The following is a 19,614-nucleotide window of genomic DNA, read 5'->3' as shown; positions in this document are numbered from 1 at the left end:
TCATGCGCGGCTGATCGCCACAATGTCAGCGCCGAAGCGCTCGATCTTTTCCCGGTCGATGCCGTGCAGAGAACGAAGTTCGTCCATGCTGCTCGGCTTAGCTTCTACGATGCTGCGGAGCGCGGTATCGCTCACAATGAAAAATGTCGGGAGCCCTGCTTCGCGGGCGCGCTCCATGCGCCATTCTCGCAGGCTCGTCTCGAGCTTTTTCTGCTCTGGCGTGAGGTCGGCGACCTTCGGGGTGAGCGAGTTCCGGATCTCCTGACGAACTGTGGCGACGGGCTTGGCTGTGGGGAAGGTTCTCGCCTGAGGCGCGTTCGTCGGGCGCGGTGCTGCCGGCTCTGCGCGAGTGACCACGACAGGCTTGCTGGGCAATGGCTTTGACGGCCTGGCGGCTTTGGACGCGGGCGCTTCAGCGTGCTCGCCGCGAATCGCCGCGAGGATGCCCGCACCGAAGCGATCGATCTTGGCCTGGCCCATGCCGTGGATGTTGAGCAGGTCTGCGAGCGACTTCGGACGTGCCTTTGCGAGGCCGCGCAACACGCTGTCGGTGACGATCATGAATGCGGGCGTGTTCGTCGGCTTCGCTGTCGCGGTGCGCCAGGAGCGGAGACGTTCGAAGGTTTCTGCGCTCTCCCCGGTGAGCTCTTCCTGATCATCAACAGGAGCGCGTTTCGCGGAACCGCTGCGGGACGAGGATGACTTGGATCGCGAGGATGATTTCGAGCCGCTGACAGAAGTGCCGCGAATCCAAACGGTGTTCAGTGCGCGGTCATCCGGCTCGCGGCCTTCGAGGGTGATCTCGGCCTTGCGGTAGGTGATCTCTTTGCCTTCGCCGTTGGTGAAGGTGTCGTTCTTGAGGCGAATGAGGCCAGCCCGTGCGAGACCGTCGAGCAGTGCGTCGAACTCTTTGCGATCGCTGGTGAGACGGAGTTCGGTGAAGAGTTTGCCGGTCGAGGTGGCGCGGTCGCTCAGCGCATCGAGGATGCGGAGCAGTGAGCGCTTCTCGTCATCGGTGGCAACGTGTTGCGCGCTGGCCTGCCCGGCGGAGGGATTGCAGATGTCGCAGATGCCGCAGCTTTGCTGGCGATCGCTCTGATCGCCGAAGTGCTCGACGAGCATCCTCATGCGACAGTCCGTGGACTCGGCGAAGCGGATCATGCGGTCTATCTGCGTACGACGGCTGGCGACCTGCAACTCGTAGTTCTTCTGCCATGCACCGCCGTCGGCCGATTCGCCCGCATCTCGCACGTTGCCTTCGATGTCCATGAGCGCGAGTCCGCTGGCGAGCAGCTTTTCGATGGAGCGATCAAGCGTCTCGCGGTCCATCATGTCCTTCTGCTTGCGCAACAGGTTGTGCAGCGCGTCGATTGGCGTGAACTCCGGCGGCAGAATGCGGGCTACGCGTTCGAGGTCGTTGGTCGGCGGGTAGTTGCGCTCGAGGAAGAACTCCTGCAGTTTGCGGTCGGCGAAATTGTGCAGAAGCACGGTGCGCGAAGGCTGCCCATCGCGTCCGGCGCGGCCGATCTCCTGGTAGTACGCTTCGACGGAGCCGGGCAGCGCGACGTGGACGACCGTACGAACGTCGGCTTTATCGACGCCCATGCCGAATGCGACGGTCGCAACGACGACTTCGAGCTTGCCAGTGAGGAAAGCTCGTTGCACGCGCTCGCGCGTAGAGGCGTCGAGACCTGCGTGATAGGCGGCGACAGGGAAGTGTCGGCCGAGTTTGTCCGCGAGTTCCTCAGCCTGCTTGCGCGAACCTGCGTATACGATGGCGGGGCGTGCGGCGTCGTCCTTCAGCAGCTTTGCGGCGAAGTCAGCGCGTTGCGGCTTGGACATCTCGATGACTTCAACGGCGAGATTGTCACGACGGAAGCCCGTGATGAAGATGGCCGGGTTCTGCAGGTCGAGTTGCGCGGCGATGTCGCGCTGAACGCTCGGCGTCGCGGTCGCGGTAAGCGCCATGATCGGCGACGGACGCAGGGCCGGAAGCCACTGCCCGAGGGTGCGATAGTCGGGGCGGAAGTCATGGCCCCATTGCGAGATGCAATGCGCTTCATCGATGGCGACGAGTGCGGGCTTGCGCTTGGCCAGCATCTCCGGGAAGCCGGGGACGCGCATGCGTTCAGGGGCGATGAAGAGGAAGTCGAGCTCGCCGGTGAGGTAGTCGCGGCAGGCCTGGCGCGACTCTTCGCGCGGGCGGCCTGAATGGATGCGCGCCACGCGGAGGCCGAGCGACTCGAGCTTCGTGGCCTGGTCGTCCATCAGCGCGATGAGCGGGGAGATGACGAGCGCTGTGCCGCCGCGCGCGAGGGCCGGAAGCTGATAGCAGAGACTCTTGCCAGCGCCCGTGGGCATCACGACGAGCACATCGCGGCCCTCCGCGCCCGCTTCGCAGACCTTCTGCTGATGCGGACGGAACTCGCGATGTCCGAAGACCTCGTGCAGCAGTTGAGGGAGATCGCGTTGAGTACTGTTTTGAGCCATGTCTGCCTTCGATATCTTCGCATAATGTTCACCGCTGCGAAGCGTAGGCAGCGGAAGGGAATCGATGCAGATACAAGCGTGCGCACAAGTGCTGGAAAGCCGCGCAGGAGTTGAGTTTGAAGGGCGAATCGGGGTATCATAAACTGTTGCGTCCGATGTGCAATTTCCGGAGCGCAACCAGCAGAAAGGATCTTCATGGCAAAACGTCGCGGTAACCCAAACTGGGGTAAGCCGGAGCCGATCGGCCCCGTCATCCCGACCATCACGTCCTTTGAGCAGGTCGTCAAGGAATACAAGCTGACGCCGGACCAGTACATCCGCTCCACGCGTCTTCGCGAGTGGGCTCGTCGCAACAAGAACTCGAAGTACATCCCCGAGGCGCTGCTGGAGGCGTGGGGCTTTGAGATTGAGTCGACGCTGTAGGCTGGAGCATCCAAACAAGTGAATGAGAAATCGGCGCGGCGATCTTATGCCGTGCCGTTTCGTTTGAGCGGAGAGAGTGGGTATGAGCGAAGTGGAAGTAGGCTTTTCGAGCGTCGAAGAAGCGATCGCCGATATGCGCGCGGGCAAGATGGTCGTCGTGATCGACGATGAAGACCGCGAGAATGAGGGCGACCTCACGCTGGCCGCTGAGTTTGCGACGCAGGAGACGATCAACTTCATGGCGAAGTACGGCCGCGGCCTGATCTGCCTGACGCTTACCGAGGAGCGCGCCGACGCACTGCGTCTCGACCCCATGGTTCCTGAAAACTCTTCGCGCTTTGGTACAGCGTTCACGGTTTCGATCGAAGCGCGCGAAGGCGTGACGACGGGTATCTCCGCCGCCGACCGCGCACACACCATCCAGGTGGCGATTGCACCGGGATCGACGCCGCAGGATCTATCGCGTCCGGGTCATGTCTTTCCGCTGCGCGCGAAGAAGGGCGGCGTGCTTGTTCGCGCTGGCCAAACCGAAGCCTCGGTTGATCTGGCGCGCATGGCAGGACTGATTCCTGCGGGCGTGATCTGCGAAATCATCAATGATGACGGCGAGATGGCGCGTCTGCCGGACCTCAAGCTCTTCTGTGCCGAGCACGATCTGAAGCTGGTGACGGTGGCGGAGTTGATTCGCTATCGCATGCAGCATGAGCGCTACGTGCATCGCGTTGGTGAGTCGCAACTGCCGACCGAGCATGGCGAGTTCCGCACGATTGCGTTCGAGTCTGAGGCGGGCATTGGCGGCTCGTCCGAGCGTGAATCTCATCTGGCATTGGTGTACGGCGACATCGACGCGCACTCCGATGAGCCTGTGCTGGTGCGCGTGCATACGCACTGCGTTATGGGATCGGTCTTCGGTTCGACGCTATGCGATTGCCGCGACAGCGTGGACGCCAGCCTGAAGGCGATCGTAGAAGCTGGGCGTGGTGCGTTGGTGTATCTGCACAACGGACAACGTGGCTACACCGTGGACTCTGCCGCACATCGCCTCGGCTTCCATCGCCGCGAGCAGGGACGTCCTTCTGTGGCGGCTGCTGGCAATGCGGCGACCTCGCAGCGCATTCTGCGCGAGACCGGCCTTGGCGGACAGATCCTCTCTGACCTCGGCGTGCGTCGCATCCGACTGCTGACGAACCACCCGACCCACGCGCCTGCGCTGCACGGGTTTGGAATCGAAATCGTCGAGCAGGTTCCGCTCCACGCGACTACTGCACGGTAAGACTCAGCGTTACGGTGCTCGAGACATTGCTGCCGTTCGTAGAACTTGCCGTGATCTGATACTGGTACGTTCCGGCTGGGGTGTAGCGGAGATTCGGATTGCCCGAGGCTCCGCCGCCGCAGCCGTTTGTCACGGTCAGCGCCGTCAGCAGAACACAGCACACGAGCCACGGTACTCGCCGTCGGCGAACTGCGAAAGTGCTCGCAATCAGCAAAGTGAAGAACGACGTCAACGCCAGCTTGCGTGTCGCCATCGATGTGACGGTGGTGATGTTTGCGGTGATGCTCTGCGCGGTAGGTCCGTTGAGCGTGACACGCGATGGCACTAGCGAGCAGCCTGCATAAGGCACAGCCACGAGCGCCGTGCAGGTGAGCGTCACTTCGCCCGCGTAGCCTCCGCTTGGCGTAAGCGTGAGCCCATACGCGGCTGGGAAGCCCGTCTTCACCGTCGCTGCAGCGGTGCTGAGGCCACCGGTGGCTGTGAGCGTAAAGCTTCCACTGCCGGCGAAGCCCGTGCCCGTCAGCGGAATCGTCAGCGGTGTGTTGGGATCGCTGCTCGCGAGACTCAGGGTTGCGGACTCAGCGATCGCAGCGGAGGGGGTGAACGCCACGACCAACGTGCAGCCCTGGTTCGGTGCCAGCGCGGTGACACTACACGGCGAGACCACGGTAAAGTCTGCTGCGTTGCTTCCAATCATGGCAGATCGAATACCCGTGACAGACGCCTGCCCGGAGTTCGTCAGCGTGAGCGTGAGCTGTGAGGTGACACCGACGAGGATGTTGCCAAAGCTGAGTGCGCTGGGCGATGCAAGCAGTTGGCCGCTTACTCCGATGCCCGTGAGCGAGACCGTGAGCGCTTGCTGTGTCGCATTCGTCGCAAGCTGCAAGGCACCGGTGTGGGTTCCGACGGCTGTGGGCTTGAAGGTGACGGTGAGCGCGCAATTCGATCCGGCGGCGAGGGAATCTCCATTGAGCGGGCAGGTGCCGCGCGCTGTGGTGTAGTCCCCGCTGACAGTGACATTGTTGAAGACGACAGGCGTGGCGGCGGTGTTGGTAGCGATGACGTTGAGCGTACTGGCGCCGTTGACGTTCACGGCGCCGAAGTCCAGTACGGTTGGCGAGAGCGTAAGCGGCGCGGCGGACGAGGTGCCGACCAGCGTTACGTACTGTAGCGAGTTCGTCGAGTCAGAGGCGATTTGTAACGCCCCCGAGCGGATGGTCGATGTCGACGCGGTTGTGGGAGCAAAGCTCACGTTGATGTTGCAGCTTGCGCCCGCGAGCACCGTCGAACAGGTTGAAGTACTTTGGAAGTCCGCAGGAGTGAGTATCTGCGAGAGGTGCAACGTCATGTTGCCGGTGTTCGTGAGCGTAATCGTTTGTACCGGCGAGATGTTCCCGACCGTTGTGTTGCTGAAGGTCAGTGCTCCCTGGCTCAGGCTGTAAGTGGAGAGCACTGCAGTGCTTCCAGCGGAGGTCGTTGGAAGCACTGTGCCGGTCATGTTTAACGTGTTCGGTGAAGATGCAGCGTCGCTGTCGACGGTCAGTGTCGCTGTCTGCGGGAGTGCGGCCGTACCACTGCTTGATGAGTACGTCGGCGCATAGTTGATGCTCACGTTGCAGCTGGCATTGGTAGCAAGTGTCGCACCGCAGGTCGTTGTGCTGAAGAACGGCGGTTCGCTGCTGATGTGATGAATGGCGACGGAAGCGCTGCCGACGTTGGTGAGCGTGATCGCTTGCTGTGCGCTTTGCCCGGAGCTCAGTTGCCCAAAGGAGAGTCCGACTGTGGGGATGAGCGTACTGCCGGAAATCTGCAGAGAGCCGCTGCCGTTGCCGTAGCCGATCAGGTAGCTGAGCGCCTCGAGCGTGGCGGTTCCGTCGGTGGGTACGCCGTCCACGTAGATACTGCCTGTCGCTTCGCCGGTCACGTTCGGCAGAAAACTCGCTGAGAAAACGCAGGAGCTGGAGGGGGCGAGAGTCGCGCAGTTGGAGGCTGTGCTGAGAGGGAACTGCTGCGGCATCGTGAGATGGAGCGCCAGCGCCTTTGGCGAGAAGTTCATTACAGTGAACTGGCGCGTCAGGCCGAGAGTACTGGTGGCTTGGGCGCCGAAATTTGAGACGTCCGGCAGGATGCGAAGGCCCGCTGTGACGGCCGCGTAATCCCCATTCAGCGCGACATAAAGATTGCTGGTCAGCGTTTGGCCGTTCGCCGTGGTGGTGACGGGGATCGTAAGCGTCCCACTAGTAGGCCCTGCTTGTGGTGTGAACGTGACGCTCATCGTGCAGAGGGATCCCGCCGCGAGTGAATTGCAAAGGGTGCTGATGGCAAACGCGCTGCTTGAGGAGCTTGGTGTGCCGATGAGAACGCTCGTCTGTCCTGTGTTGGAAAGCGTGAGCGTCTGCTGCGTGGCTGCACTCCCCGGAATGTTGTCGAAGTTGAGGGAAGATGGCGTAACGGAGACACCGGCGCTTGCAGACGCGTAGCCCGCGAGCGCGGCGGTGACCGCGCCCTGATCCGTCGTGACCGTGAGCGTGCCTGTACGCTGGCCGAGAGCTGTCGGCGCGAAGATGACGTTGATGTAGCAAGCGGCTGTGGACGCGAGTGCGCCTGAGCAGGATGGGCCACCGGTCGTGTTTGTCGCGACGATGAAGTCGCCGGTCGTCGTGACGCTCTGGATATTGGCGAGAGCCGCGCTCCCCACAAGGTTAGCGAGCGTGAAGGTGACAGGGGGCGTGGATGATCCGACGTTGATCGTGCCGAAGTCTTGCGTGAGCGGCGTGAGCAGCAGGCCCTGAACAGGGAGCGCCGTCGCCGTAAGGCCAACGACGTACGCGTTGCCTCCGCTGCTCGAGGTGAAGGAGAGAGTTCCGGCTTGTGCCCCTGCCGCTCCGGGCAGCATCTGGATGCCGATCCAGCAGTTGGAGCAGTTGATGCTGGCGCTCGTCGCAAAGCTGGATGCGGAGAGCGATCCGTGTCCGCTGCCCGCGTCATTCACGAAGGCGATTCCGTATCCTGTACCGGAGACGGTCGCGCTGAGCGTGCTGTAAGCCTGCTGCACTTTGTACCAGGCCACGAGCGGCTCGCCGACGTAGGTCTGGCCGAGGTCGAGTGTGCCATTGTTCGCTGCGAGCAACGCAGTCCCTGTGCCGCTCAAGCTCACATAGACGGGAGCAAAACCACTTCCGCCGGCGATCGCGAGCAGCCCTTGTCGCGTGCCTGCGTTCGCTGGCGCAAAGCTGACGCTCAACGTGCATGACGCGCTTCCGGCAAGGCTGGCTGGGCAACCGTTCACGATCGGGAACTCGCTGCTGGAGGCAATGCTTAGTGCCATGGCAGCGCTGCCGGAGTTCTTGACCGTAACCGTTTGGCTCGCGGTCGAAACACTCGTCACTGCAACGTCTGTTGCGAAGTTCAGAGTTGTCGGCGTAACGCTCAGGTTCGGGTTGGCGGTGCTCCCGTTCACGCTTGCAGGCTGCAGCGTGGTTCCAGTCAGCAGGACTGCAATGCCGTCGACGCTCACCGTCAGTGTGTCGCGCGAGGGGGCCGTGCCCGCGTTGTAGCCGAACGTGATGCGGCAGACGCTGTGTGGAGCAAGCGACGCGGGGCACGCGTCTGTTGCGGTGAACGCTGTCGTGGACGGAAGCGTCAACGACGTGTGGGGCAGCGCAGCATCGGTGCTGTTGGAGAGAAAGAGATAGCGCGGCAACCGCAGAGCGTTCGCGCCGCTATACTGCGTGCCGAAGTCGAGCTCTGTGGCGGAGAGCGATAACGCGGCGGCCTGTGTGAAGCCGGTGAGCGCGACGTCGCGAGTGCCGACGAGCCACGTTGCGGAGACGATGCCATCGTTGCTTGCACTGCTCGAGGCTGTCAGCGTTAGCGTGAGGTGACAGACTGCGTTGGCGGCGAGGCTGTGCTTGCCAGCCGATCCGCCGGATGCGCAGTCGGAGCTGCTTTCCGCGAGGCTGTACTTTGTAGAGCTGCCACCATCCGCTCCTGACGAGAAGGTCACCGTGGACGCTGTGAGGTTGGTGATCGTCAGTGTGCGTGCCGTGGGAACGCTTGCGGTGGATACGCCGAAGTCGAGCTCGTTGCTGGAGAGCGCAATCGGATCTGCGCTCAGCGTTGTCGTTCCCAGGCTCGCGCTTGCAGCGGTCGCGTTCGACGCTGAGACGGTCAGCGTTCCTGGACCGCTTCCGGAGAGCGCGATGCTGCATTGCGCCGCTACGTCGAGCGTTGCGCCGCAGTTGTTCCATTGCGTGTAGCCGCTCACGGCGATCGCGATCCCCGTCGCCGCTGTAGAACCTTGATTGCGCAGCGTGACGTTCGGCAAGTCGTCAGTAGAGAGCGTGAGCGACGGCGCGTTGGCTGCGAAGTTCCATTCGGCCAGCAGTCCTGAGGTGGCAGTGCAGCGTCCGCTGGTGCAACTGCTGACGGCGTCTCTCGCGGTCGATGGCAGCGCGTTACTCGGGGCGTTCAAAAATGGCAGGTCAAAGCGTTCGCTTGCGACCAGTGAGGGGTCAAGCGAAGTCGTGAGCTGCAGAGGAAGGGCGACGAGACTGCCGGAGATCGCAGGTGCGAACGCTTGCGTGCTCGCGCCTGCGTAGGCCGCGTTGTCGGCTTGCATCGCGCCGGTACGAGCGGTCTTGTCGAGAGTGCCGTCTGCGGTGAGGTGTGCGAGGAAGCTGTCACCAAAGGGCGCAAGCGGTGTCGCATTCGCGCCGAAGAACGGCAGGGAAAGCGCGCCAGCCACCCACGCTGTGCCGTTGCTTCCCGGAGTGATGAGCGATGCATTTCCGGGAGCAACGACGCCCGACGATACGATGCTTTGCCCGTCGAGCGAGAGCCTTGCGAAGGATTGGTAACTCGTCGCTACTAGAGGGCCGCTGACGTTGCCAATGGGGAATTGCCCCAGCGCGAAGCTGCCGCTGGCGAGCAGCGTACTACTGCTCGCGTCATACGCGAGGCTCGTGAGACCACCGCCAGCCACGAATGTGGAGAAGAGGAAGCCGTCGCCTGCTGGCGTGAGTTTGGAGAGGAAGCCCGAGGTTGCGCCAAAGATCGCTGGCGCCAGCGCGTTCAGCGTGGGATAACCGCTCGAGGTGGTGGTGCCAGCGACATAAGCGTTGTCGCTGCTGTCGGCCGCGAGGGCCGCAGGGGACGTGCTGCCGCCGACGCCTGTGAGGTACGTCGCATACACGAGCGTTGAGCCGTTTGTCGTGAAACGCTCCACGAAGCCGTTACCACTGCTTCCGCTCGCGGGCGTTTGCTGAATGCCAGCGGCCGTTACGGGAAATGCGGTGTTGTAGGTGACGCCTGTGACGAAGAGAGCATCATTCGTCACGGCGATGGCTGTGGCGGCGGTCCTGCCAGATCCCAGGAAGCTGAGGAACAACAGATTGAGATTGCTATCGAACTTCGCGAGGAAGGAGTTCGTCGAAGTGTCGGCGCGAGAGGGAAAGGCAACGCCCGCTGTACCGTTCAACTGACCCGAGGTGCTCGTGCCGGTGACGTAGATATTGCCTGTGGCGTCGGTCGCCATCGCGATGCCCGCATCGCCTGCAGCACCTTGTTGCGCACTGGCGAGGAGAGTTGTGGCGCTCGCATCCGTCTTGCGCAGGCGAAGGCCATCGCCTTGATCGACGAGCAGCACAAGGCTGCCATCGGGGAGGAAGGCTGCAGCCTTGAAGCCGCCCTTGCCGTTGGCCGCGAGCAAGCCTTGCGTGGCGAGGCTCTGAGAATTATTGGTGGCCTGTGCTGCGGCCAGAATTGCGCAACCAAAGAGCACGGCAAACGCGAACGTACGTCGAATGATGTTCTTCATCGTGGCAAGTGGCTGCGGCGAAGCGCAAGGTGCAGCCTGTCCTTCTATACCAATGGAAGATGGAGTTTAGATTGTGTCTGATCTTCGTACAGTGTACGGATTTTTTGTGGAATGTCCCGATCTGGGAGCGCTTCGCGAGAAAGATTTCAGCGAAGCCTCAAGCGATCGGGCCTTAAGGCTTGAGCAACTCCGCAAGCCCAGGTGCGGACATCTCGCGCACGAACGCTTCGTGGTCGGTGTAGCGGATCGCCACCATCCCAGCCTCTCGTGCTGCAGCGATATTCTCTTCACGATCGTCGATGAAGAGAATGGAAGAGGGTGGTGCGCCGAGACCTTCAGCCGCATGGCGATAGATCTCGCGTTCGGGCTTCGCGATGCGTAGACGATGCGAGAAGGTGTGATGGTCGAAGCGATGGAGCCACGGCAGATGCGACAGCAGACCATCTTCCATTGCGTCGCCGATGTTGGAGAGAATGCCGGTGCGGATTCCCGCCAGTTGTAGCGATTGAGCCCAGGTGATCATTGGCTCGTTGGGTTGCATCCACAGCTCGACGTCGGCCTCGATGACGGCTCCAAGCTGTGCTTGAGTAAGCTCCACGCGCAGCTCTCGAGCGACTGCCGGCCAATACTCCGCAGCATTCAGGGTGCCGCGATCATAGTCGTGGCGGAACTTCCAGTACGCCGCGTGAAACGCCTCTTCATCGTCAGTGTGCAGCGCGTCTTTCATGCGTTGCCACGCGGTAGGGCTGGGCGGACCGGACAGAACGAGACCGTAATCGAAGAGCACTGCTTCTATGGGGTTCATGGATAGAGCGATTCTATCGAGAGCCTGCGATTTACGATGGAAGAGATGCTGCATTTTTCGGATCGAACGGCCTGGGAGCTGGAAGAGAACGAGTTCACGCGTCGTGTGCGCGCGCGCCGCGATGCGGGCTTGCCGTTGATCGATCTGACGCGCTCGAACCCTACGCAATGTGGCTTCAACTACAGCGATGATCTGCTGGCACCGCTGAGTGCAGCGGGTGCCGCGGTCTACGAGCCTGCGGCGTTTGGCATGGTCCATGCGCGGCAAGCGGTGGCGAAGTATTACGGTGAGCTTGGGGCCAATGTGCGCGAAGGTGCCGTTTGCCTGACGACGAGCACCAGCGAGGCATACAGCTATCTCTTCCGTCTGCTGTGCGATCCGGGCGATGAAGTCCTGATCGCGCGGCCAAGCTATCCGTTGTTCGACTACATCGCCAGGTTGGATGGCGTGGTCCTGCGGGAGTATCCGCTGCACTACGACCCGATCGCCGAGCAATGGTGGATTGATTTTGTGGCGCTGCGCGAGTGCATGACGCCCCGCACGCGCGCCATCATTCTCGTGCATCCGAACAATCCCACAGGAAGCTATGTGCATGGCGAAGAGCGGCGACAGCTCGAAGAACTTTGCGTCGCGGCGGGCATCGCTCTCATCGTGGATGAAGTATTTCTGGAGTATGCGATCGATGCGTCAGAGCCTAGCTTCGCAGTCGGCGAAGCCAAGGCGCTGACCTTCGTCCTGAGTGGGTTGAGTAAGGTGGCTGGACTGCCGCAAATGAAGGCCTCCTGGATCGTTACACGAGGACCAGTAGATCATGTGCAGCAAGCGCTCGCGCGGCTGGCGATTATCGCGGACACCTTCTTATCCATGAACGCGCCGGTGCAGTTTGCGCTGGGGGCGTGGCTCGCGAATCGTGCGCAGGTTCAGAACCAGCTACGAGCGCGGGTTCATGCGAATCTCACATACCTGCGTCACTGCCTCCGTGGAACGCATTGCAACGTGCTCGCGGTAGAAGGCGGCTGGACGGCTGTGCTGCAGGTGCCTGTATCCAGCGAGCCATCGTTCGCGGATATGGCTTTGGATGCGGGAGTTCTGGTACAGCCGGGTGATTTCTACGGCATGGGAACGGCGCGAGTCGTGCTCAGCCTGCTGACACCCGAGGCGGAGTGGCAACGGGGCCTCGCGCAATTACCGCTTCACTCGTTTCCGCGCTAAGGAAGGATGCCGAACCGGTTCGTCGGGTCCGTCACGAGGAAGGGATTCGTGCGGCCTTCCTGTTCGATCGTCGTCTCCGCACCGTGGCCGGGCACTACGACCGTCTCGCCGGGCAAGGGGAGTAGCTGCTCGCGGATGCTTTCGAGCAGGACCGGAGCGCTGCCACCGGGGAGGTCTGTGCGTCCGATGCTTCCCGCAAAAAGCGTATCGCCCGCGATGAGCAGATTTTCCGCCGGGATGAGCAGGCAGAGGCTTCCTTCTGTATGGCCGGGGGTGTGAAGCACGGTCGCGTCGATGCCGTTGATCGAGATCGTCTCCTGGTGCAGAGGGGAGTGATCGGGTGGCAGCACCGTCGGCTCCGCGATGCCCAGCCACTTCGCTTGCGCGGACATCAAGGCGACCAGCGGAAGGTCCTGCTTGTTGTAGAAGATCGGTGCGCCGGTGATCTGCTTGAGCGACTGCGCGCTGGCGATATGGTCGATGTGCGCATGAGTGATGACGATGCGCTTCACGGTGAGTTCGTGCTTCTTCAGCAGGGCGACGATGCGCGGCACTTCGGAGCCGGGATCAATCACGATCGCCTCGCGCGAGGTCTCATCGCCGAGGATGGTGCAGTTGCAGCCGAGCAGCCCTACAGGAAATGTTTCGCGAATCATCCATCATCTCCAACGCTTGAAGAAACAACGCGCGAGCCGAAGCCCGCGCGCGATGAAACGAAATGTGGCGGCTTACTTCTTGGCCGGCGAGCTCTGCGACGAGGGCGTTCCACCCAGCACAGAGTGGTTGCTCGAGCGCGACAGCATGATGGTCAGGCCGATGGAGGTCAGCATGAAAATGATCGCCGACCAGGTCGTCAGGCGCGTGAGAGCATTGGCGGCACCGCGCGGGCCAAATGCCGTCTGCGATCCCTGTCCGCCGAAGGCAGCAGCGGCATCAGCATTCTTGCCCTGCTGGAGCAGGACGACGCCGATGAGGAACAGGCAAACCAGAACGTGAACGACAACAAGAAGTGTGAGCATGGAGTGCGACGCTGCCTTTACAGAACCGCCTGACGATATCAGGCGTATGGATTCAGGGTGCGCGCGTCCAATGTCTGGACGCAACCTTTTCATTGTAGCCGAATGTCGGCGAATCCGCGCATCTCGCGAGGTTCGCTCGAACGTAGAGAAGGCCAACCCTAAGGTTGGCCTTCTCTGAATCTTGGTGCGGAAGAGGGGACTTGAACCCCTATGGTTTTACCCGCTAGCACCTCAAGCTAGTGCGTCTGCCAATTTCGCCACCTCCGCAGGAGACCCCTGACAACACGCTTACAGCGCAGAGCAGGAGTGACGAACAACTCCCTCAGTATAGCAGAGGTTTTCCGTGGAAAAATAACCGACATGAAATCCTTTCTTCTCGCTGCAGCAATCCTCTCGTTTTCGGCCGCGCTCCCTGCACAAATCGTGCCGGGTTCCGCGATTCAGGCGCCCGCTGGTAAGTGGGCCATCGTGATGCACGGCGGGGCCGGCGTGATTGAGCGCAAGTCCATGACGCCGGAGCGCGAGAAGCAGTATCGTGCCGGGTTGGAGGCCGCGATGACCGCTGCCTCCAAGGTGCTCGACGCGAATGGCACGGCCATCGATGCGGTGCAGGCTGGGCTGCAGGTGCTCGAAGATGATCCGCATTTCAACGCGGGCAAGGGAGCAGTTTTCACAGCGACCGGACGCAACGAACTCGACGCGTCAATCATGGATGGCGCCACGCTCAAGGCGGGAGCGGTTGCGGAGATCACGCGGACGCGTCATCCGATTGCCGCAGCGAAGGCCGTGATGTTGCAGTCGCCGCACGTGATGCTTGTGGGCGATGGAGCGGACCAGTTCGCCGCCTCCGTGGGTCTGGAGCAAGTGCCGCCTTCGTACTTCTTTACGGAAGAGCGTTGGCAGGGGCTGGTTCGTCAGCTGAAGCGCGAAGGCCGACCAGTCCCGCCGCGTCCAGAGGGCGCGCCTGCTGAGCCGAACAAACCACTGGCGCAGATGGAAACGCCGGATGCCCATAAGTGGGGAACGACGGGCATGGTGGTGCGCGACAAGAAGGGCAACATCGCTGCGGGCACTACGACCGGCGGCACACAGGGCAAGCGCTTCGGGCGCATCGGGGACTCGCCGATCATCGGAGCGGGAACGTATGCGTCGAATGATTCGTGCGCTGTGTCCGCTACGGGAACCGGCGAATACTTCATCCGCCTGACGGTCGCGCGCACCATCTGCGCGCTCGTGCAATACAAGGGCATGAAGCTGGCCGATGCTGCAGACGAAGTGATTCATCACCAGCTGAATGACCTGAAGGGCGACGGCGGCATTATCGCGCTTACGCCGGACGGACAGATGGTATGGAGCTTCAACACGCCGGGCATGTTCCGCGCGCGCATGGTGGAAGGCGGCAGCGTCACCACCGCCATCTATCGTGACGAGCCCTAGTTCTTCGGCACAGGAATGCCGCTTCGCGAAGACATCGGCGAAGCCTTTCCTGTGGCGATATCGAGCATTCTCTGGCGAGTCGCATCGTAGCCGGGATCGCCATCCAGCAACGCAAAGGTGTAGTGCGTCTGCGTGAGCGATCCATCGGCTGCGGGGGCGTTGTTCTTGTAGGCGTCCAGGGAGTATGCGCGAATGCCCTTGCTGGCAAGCTCGGGATGTTGCCTGGCAAAGAGTGGCTGGTCTCCGTCGGCGCTTTCGAGCGTGATCTGCAGCGCCAAAGCGTTGCGTGCGTCTGCGAGCCGGCCGAGCACATGGATCTTGTATGGGCTGAAGGGCACAAGCGCATAGAAGAGGTCGAGGTGTAGCTCGTTCGTGACCTTGATGCGCTCCAGCAGGAAGCGGTCCGCCCGCTGGAATCGCGGGTCCGTGGTCTTCGCATGAAGCGCGAGTACCGCAGCGACGGTCTGATCGCGTTCCGCCTTCTGGCCGCTCTCCGCATAGGCACGCGCGAGCAGCTCCAACGCGGCATAGTCCTCGCTATGAGCTGCGGTCCACGGCTTGAGGAGCGTGATCGCGTAGCTGGTATCGCCTGCGGTGACGGCAGTTTCTGCTGTGCCTTTCACCACGGTCGCATCCTCGGGCCGTAGCGCGACAAGCTGCTTCATCTTCACCAAGGCCGCGTCGGGATGATGCTCGCCGAAGTCCTTCTTCGCTGCATCGAACAGGGCCTGCTGCTCGCTGGTAAGCGGTGTTGTCGGCTGTTGTGCTGGGCTGAGCAGCGATCCACTGAGAAGAAGCGCAAGGCAAAGATTTCGCACAGAAAGACCTCGAGGCAGGATGTGTGCCTAGAAGTATCGCACCAGTTCCGCAAACCTCGGGAGTTCCATCATCTGGCTGGGTGCCTGTGCCTGATTGAGCACTTCGTGTTCCAGCACCCAGGTGAAGTCGTGCGGGATGAAGACCGCATTCAGTCCGGCAGCGAGCGCGGGATTGATGTCCGACTTCGGCGAGTTGCCGATCATCCAGGTCGTGTTTGGATCACACGCGTACTTCGCGGCGACCCGGCGGTAAGCCGCTTCATCCTTTTCGCCGAGGACTTCGATTGCTTCAAAGTGCGCGCCGAGGCCGGAGCGTTCGAGCTTGTCCGTCTGCTCGTCGGTCGCGCCCTTGGTCACCACGATGAGTCGATGGCGTGTGGCAAGTTCTCTGAGCGTGACGTCGACATCGGGCAAAAGCTCGATCTCCTGCTCGGCGATCGAGTTCGCAAACGCGAGAATACGTTCCTGCTTCTCGGGCGTCAGCGGGCCATCACTCAGCTGCTCGAAACACTGCGTTAGCGAGCGGCGAAAGCTTCTCAGCCCGTAGCCATGTTCGCGGATGGTCGCGCGCTCACAGAGGTTCAAATGCTCGCGGACTTCCTCGGCGGTGTGCACGCGGTGATCCAGATAGGAGATGAACGCCGCAATCGCTTGCTCGAAGTAAATGCTGTTCTGCCAGAGCGTGTCGTCGGCGTCGAAAAGGAGAGTCAGTCGTTCCGCGCGCTGCGTTGAAGGCTCCTGCATGAATCCATTGTAGAGAGCTGTGCGTTGTGGAGAGTAGGCCTACGCTCCACAGTGAAAATTCGTTGCGGTATCAAACGCGGTAACCTGAGCGCATCGGACGCGGAAGTCGTTCACGATAAAGCTTGCAGCGGTCTATCATAAGGCGACCCCAGCGCAGAGCACGGGAGGAGACGAATCGGTCGATGGTTCCTCAAGTAGGGCAGAAGATTGGGCCATACGAAATTCTGGGACGTCTAGGGACCGGTGGTATGGGTCTCGTATTCTCTGCCTGGGACGCTCGCCTGCAGCGTGACGTCGCCATCAAGATTCTGCGCGAGGAGTATGCGTCCACCGAGATGCGCTCGCGCTTTCTGCAGGAAGCCCGCGCGGCCTCCGGCCTGAATCACCCCAACATTTGCACCATCTTCGACATCGGCGAGCAGGAAGGCGACCCCTTCCTCGTGATGGAGCTGCTCAAGGGAGAGACGCTTCGGACGCGCATCAACGCTGGCGATATCCAGCTGCGCGAAATGATCCGCGTCGGTACGGAAGCCTCGGACGCACTCTCGTTGGCACATGCACGCGGCATCGTTCATCGCGACATCAAGCCTGCCAATCTGATTCTTGTGGACCGCCCGGGTGGCGGGTTTCAGACGAAGGTTCTGGACTTTGGACTGGCCAAGGTGGAAGCGTACGGTGAGTCGATCTTTGACCTGACCCACACCGGCACCACCGTCGGCACCGTCGCCTATATGTCGCCCGAGCAGGCTCGTGGTGAAGCGCTCGATGCGCGCTCGGATCTCTTCTCGCTCGGCGTGATCCTTTACGAGATGGCCACGGGTACGGTGCCGTTTCGTGGCGCGACCAGCGCGCTCGTTTTCGTGGAGCTGCTCTCGAACCCGCCGCAGCCCATTCGCGAGCTGGTGCCGAACTTCCCGCAGGACCTCGAAGCGATCATCCTGAAGATGCTCGAGAAAGAGCGCGCGGACCGCTACCAGAATGCAGAGGAAGTGATCGAAGCGTTGACGTCGGTGCCCTATGCCGGCTCTGCTGCGGCTCGTCGTCCGCAGGCGGACGGACCGACGCCTATGCTCGAGCGTCCTCCACTGCCGCTGGATGCGCCGCTGCCGGTGAGCAGTCGTCAGGTGCCGATCGCGGGCTCCCCCGAAGCAGCGACATCGAGCGAGCCGCCCGCCGCCCGCAGTCTGCGCCCCATTCCACGCACTTCGCAGAGCTCCAGCGTGCATCGCGTTGCCGCAGCTCCCTCGGAGTCGTCCACAAAGGTGCCGTTGTCGGCTGATGAGCAATTTCTGCGGCCCGTGAAACGGATCGCCACTGACGAAAGCTCGCGTTGGCTGACGGCCGCCGCGCCCGAGGCGCGTCCAGCTGAACCCGAGGCTCCGAAGAGCGAACCTGAGTCTGCACCTGCGAAGGAGACGCCCGCGAAGAACTGGCTCGTGCCGGAGCCTGCCGAGCCGTCGTATGAAGGCCGCGATGAACGCTTTCCGTCCGAGTCGCGTCCCATCGTTCCGCAGTCGTCGCGTAAGCCGTCGCATCATTCGATTCCGTCGATCAGTTTCCCGCGTGGGGCATCCGCGCATCCGCGGCCGGCGCCGCGCTTCTCGCGGCTCGAAGAGGTGTTGCCGGAAGAGAAGAACGATCCGCCTTCTGCCCCGATCGTCGCAGTCGCTGCGGAGGACTCCGGCTCGAAGTATGTGTGGATGTGGGGCGTCGCCGCGGTGCTTGTTATCGTTGCCGGTATCACTGCCTGGAAGGTGCTGATCGCAGGCAAGGCCGCGACGGTGAATCAACGCGTGATCCCCATCGCGTTGGTCGCGACGAACAACTCCACCGGAGATGCGGTGCTCGACGGCGCGGTAAGCGCTGGAGTGACGTTCAACCTGCAGCAGTCTCCGCAGTTCATCGTAGAAGAGGAATCGAAGCTGCTGCAAGGCTTGCTGAAGTCCGGCATCTCGACCTTCGCCGCAGCATCGCTCGATGATCTGCGGCGAGGTGCTCGCGAGATCCAGGCTACAGAACTGCTGATCCCCGAGGTGCGCCGCAACGGTAACGCATACACGCTGGTTCTGAGCGTCGTCTCGGTGGAGAACGGCTCGGAACTGCTGCATGTGGAAGAGACGGCACAGAGCCGCGAGCAGATCGTGGATGCGATCGACCGCGCCGTTATCGATCTTCGCACCGCTTCCGGAGAGGCGAGCGACGCGGTGACACAGTCGTCCACGCCTCTGGCACGTGAGGGCAGCAGCAACCTCGACGCGTTGAATGCCTACACGCAGGGAACCATGACGGCTGCACGCGGAGCGTTGACGACGGCGATCACTTCGCTCGACCACGCGACGACCTCGGATCCGCACTTCGTTCGCGCGTGGCTTCAACTAGCGCAGATCTATCGCGACCAGCGATCGCCAGCGGCCGCAGCGTCGGCGGCCACGGCTGCGCAAGCTTCCAGTGCACAGTCTTCTCCGCGCTTGCAGCAGGCGGCGGCAGCTTCGGTCGCACTCAACGCGAGCGGAAACCTCGGCGCGGCGATCAGCGCAGCGCAACAGATGTTGACGGCGTTCCCCAACGGTGTGCGCGCTCGCACGTATATGGGAGCTGCTCAGCTTGAGCAGGGACGTTTCCCCGAAGCTTTTGACACGGCCAGCGCAGCGTTGACGCGTGAGCCTACGAACGTGGAGGCGCTGCGCATCGCGGCACTCGCCATGATCGCGCAACAGCGGTTTGAGGCTGCGGCCCCGCTGATCAATCAAGCAGGGAACCACGGTGATGCTTTGCCGGAGTGGAAGCTTTTGCTGCAGTGGTTGCAGAACAACATGAAGTTGCCCGACGGCTCCATTCAGCCGGCCAACGAGCGCATTGCGCTCTCTGCAATGCAGGCGGCGCTGGAAGATGCCTCCGGGAACTCACGCGCGGCCCGCGAGATGTGGCAGAGCCTCGCACTGGAGATCGGCACGCACCCACAGCTCTTCTCCGCCGCGGGTGAGGTGCTCGCACAGGAAGCGCTTGAGGCTGCGCTGGTTGAGGATTGTGGCGTTGTCCCAGCGATCGCTGGCAGCGCAGAGAACTACCCGCTGGGCGCTTCGGCTCGCTTCAGGGTCGGTCTAGCCAGCGCACTCTGCGGTCAGCTTGATCGCGCAGACAAGTCCTTGAGCGAGCTGACGAGCAGCTTTCCTCAAAGCAGCGCGGTGCAGGACCAGTACAGCCCTGAGTTGAAGGCAGTGATTCAGTGGAAGCGCGGCAACGCTCAGGCCGGACTGCAAACGCTGCTCAACACGCGTCAGGCCGACATGAGTTCGTTCACGCCGTATCTGCGCGGACTGATCCACTTGCGTTCCGGCCAGTCACGCGACGCGGTCACGGACTTTGAGCTGTTGCTGCAACATAGCGGCAGCACCGTGCTCGTGTTGCCCATGATGTATCCGCTCGCACAGCTTGGACTAGCGCGTGCGTACGCCGCGAGCGGTGATCATGGAAATAGCGCATCCGCGTATGCAGCGTTTCTGACGATCTACTCCCAGGCCGCGCCGAACTCCGCCCTTGCGACCGAAGCGCGCAACAGCGCCGTGCAGTAGTTC

Annotated in this window: 12 protein-coding genes and 1 tRNA gene; 5 read left to right on the top strand and 8 right to left on the bottom strand. The window is 62.1% G+C overall.

Features of this window, described 5'->3' with window-relative positions; genetic code table 11:
* On the bottom strand, positions 1 to 2,490 hold the full coding sequence (locus OHL11_RS05610) for a RecQ family ATP-dependent DNA helicase (protein WP_263370520.1): 2,490 nt from the start codon (positions 2,488 to 2,490) through the stop codon (positions 1 to 3).
* Positions 2,491 to 2,685: 195 nt separating this feature from the next.
* On the opposite strand from OHL11_RS05610, the gene OHL11_RS05605 reads away from it, so the two are divergent.
* Both OHL11_RS05605 and ribB read left to right on the top strand, forming a co-directional pair.
* Positions 2,686 to 2,913, top strand: a complete 228-nt coding sequence (locus OHL11_RS05605) for a hypothetical protein (protein ID WP_263370519.1) — start codon at positions 2,686 to 2,688, stop codon at positions 2,911 to 2,913.
* Between the two features lie 82 nt (positions 2,914 to 2,995).
* Positions 2,996 to 4,186, top strand: coding sequence for a 3,4-dihydroxy-2-butanone-4-phosphate synthase (gene ribB, locus OHL11_RS05600; RefSeq protein WP_263370518.1), 1,191 nt, complete (start codon positions 2,996 to 2,998; stop codon positions 4,184 to 4,186).
* Here ribB and OHL11_RS05595 read toward each other — a convergent pair.
* Positions 4,173 to 10,004, bottom strand: coding sequence for a choice-of-anchor D domain-containing protein (locus OHL11_RS05595; RefSeq protein ID WP_263370517.1), 5,832 nt, complete (start codon positions 10,002 to 10,004; stop codon positions 4,173 to 4,175). The genes ribB and OHL11_RS05595 overlap by 14 nt on opposite strands.
* A 172-nt stretch (positions 10,005 to 10,176) precedes the next feature.
* Entirely contained in the window at positions 10,177 to 10,809 is a 633-nt protein-coding gene (locus OHL11_RS05590; RefSeq protein ID WP_263370516.1) for an HAD family hydrolase, read from the bottom strand.
* Positions 10,810 to 10,854: 45 nt separating this feature from the next.
* Here OHL11_RS05590 and OHL11_RS05585 point away from each other — a divergent pair, with 45 nt between their 5' ends.
* Positions 10,855 to 12,021, top strand: a complete 1,167-nt coding sequence (locus tag OHL11_RS05585; protein WP_263370515.1) for a pyridoxal phosphate-dependent aminotransferase — start codon at positions 10,855 to 10,857, stop codon at positions 12,019 to 12,021.
* On the opposite strand, the gene OHL11_RS05580 is transcribed toward OHL11_RS05585, so the two are convergent.
* The 3 genes from OHL11_RS05580 to OHL11_RS05570 all read right to left on the bottom strand — a co-directional run bounded on the left by OHL11_RS05580 (position 12,018) and on the right by OHL11_RS05570 (position 13,307).
* Positions 12,018 to 12,677 (bottom strand): MBL fold metallo-hydrolase, encoded by a 660-nt coding sequence (locus tag OHL11_RS05580; protein ID WP_263370514.1) that lies wholly within the window; start codon positions 12,675 to 12,677, stop codon positions 12,018 to 12,020. The genes OHL11_RS05585 and OHL11_RS05580 overlap by 4 nt on opposite strands.
* A 72-nt stretch (positions 12,678 to 12,749) precedes the next feature.
* Positions 12,750 to 13,040, bottom strand: a complete 291-nt coding sequence (gene secG, locus OHL11_RS05575; protein ID WP_263370513.1) for a preprotein translocase subunit SecG — start codon at positions 13,038 to 13,040, stop codon at positions 12,750 to 12,752.
* 182 nt (positions 13,041 to 13,222) lie between these two features.
* A tRNA-Leu gene (locus OHL11_RS05570) sits at positions 13,223 to 13,307 on the bottom strand.
* Positions 13,308 to 13,400: 93 nt separating this feature from the next.
* Between OHL11_RS05570 and OHL11_RS05565 the strand changes: the two genes are divergently transcribed.
* Positions 13,401 to 14,477: an isoaspartyl peptidase/L-asparaginase family protein gene (locus OHL11_RS05565; protein ID WP_263370512.1), complete on the top strand. Its 1,077-nt coding sequence runs from the start codon at positions 13,401 to 13,403 to the stop codon at positions 14,475 to 14,477.
* Here the strand turns inward: OHL11_RS05565 and OHL11_RS05560 are convergent.
* Positions 14,474 to 15,295, bottom strand: a complete 822-nt coding sequence (locus OHL11_RS05560) for a tetratricopeptide repeat protein (protein ID WP_263370511.1) — start codon at positions 15,293 to 15,295, stop codon at positions 14,474 to 14,476. The genes OHL11_RS05565 and OHL11_RS05560 overlap by 4 nt on opposite strands.
* Before the next feature lie 27 nt (positions 15,296 to 15,322).
* Positions 15,323 to 16,039, bottom strand: a complete 717-nt coding sequence (locus tag OHL11_RS05555; protein ID WP_263370510.1) for an HAD family hydrolase — start codon at positions 16,037 to 16,039, stop codon at positions 15,323 to 15,325.
* 182 nt (positions 16,040 to 16,221) lie between these two features.
* Between OHL11_RS05555 and OHL11_RS05550 the strand changes: the two genes are divergently transcribed.
* A complete protein-coding gene (locus tag OHL11_RS05550) occupies positions 16,222 to 19,611 on the top strand; it encodes a serine/threonine-protein kinase (RefSeq protein WP_263370509.1) in 3,390 nt (1,129 codons plus the stop codon).
* Positions 19,612 to 19,614: the final 3 nt, after the last annotated feature.

The organism is Granulicella cerasi (genome assembly GCF_025685575.1).
GTDB classification, from domain to species: Bacteria; Acidobacteriota; Terriglobia; order Terriglobales; family Acidobacteriaceae; genus Granulicella; species Granulicella cerasi.
The sequence above is the reverse complement of the archived record's forward strand: the minus strand, read 5'-3'. Positions and strand labels throughout refer to the sequence as shown.

Bases quoted from the DNA above. Each gene is read 5' to 3' on its own strand.
- OHL11_RS05610 (WP_263370520.1), bottom strand. From the start codon at position 2,490: ATGGCTCAAAACAGTACTCAACGCGATCTCCCTCAACTGCTGCACGAG.
- OHL11_RS05605 (WP_263370519.1), top strand. From the start codon at position 2,686: ATGGCAAAACGTCGCGGTAACCCAAACTGGGGTAAGCCGGAGCCGATC.
- secG (WP_263370513.1), bottom strand. From the start codon at position 13,040: ATGCTCACACTTCTTGTTGTCGTTCACGTTCTGGTTTGCCTGTTCCTC.
- OHL11_RS05565 (WP_263370512.1), top strand. From the start codon at position 13,401: ATGAAATCCTTTCTTCTCGCTGCAGCAATCCTCTCGTTTTCGGCCGCG.
- OHL11_RS05590 (WP_263370516.1), bottom strand. From the start codon at position 10,809: ATGAACCCCATAGAAGCAGTGCTCTTCGATTACGGTCTCGTTCTGTCC.
- OHL11_RS05550 (WP_263370509.1), top strand. From the start codon at position 16,222: ATGGTTCCTCAAGTAGGGCAGAAGATTGGGCCATACGAAATTCTGGGA.
- OHL11_RS05580 (WP_263370514.1), bottom strand. From the start codon at position 12,677: ATGATTCGCGAAACATTTCCTGTAGGGCTGCTCGGCTGCAACTGCACC.
- OHL11_RS05555 (WP_263370510.1), bottom strand. From the start codon at position 16,039: ATGCAGGAGCCTTCAACGCAGCGCGCGGAACGACTGACTCTCCTTTTC.
- OHL11_RS05595 (WP_263370517.1), bottom strand. From the start codon at position 10,004: ATGAAGAACATCATTCGACGTACGTTCGCGTTTGCCGTGCTCTTTGGT.
- OHL11_RS05585 (WP_263370515.1), top strand. From the start codon at position 10,855: ATGCTGCATTTTTCGGATCGAACGGCCTGGGAGCTGGAAGAGAACGAG.
- ribB (WP_263370518.1), top strand. From the start codon at position 2,996: ATGAGCGAAGTGGAAGTAGGCTTTTCGAGCGTCGAAGAAGCGATCGCC.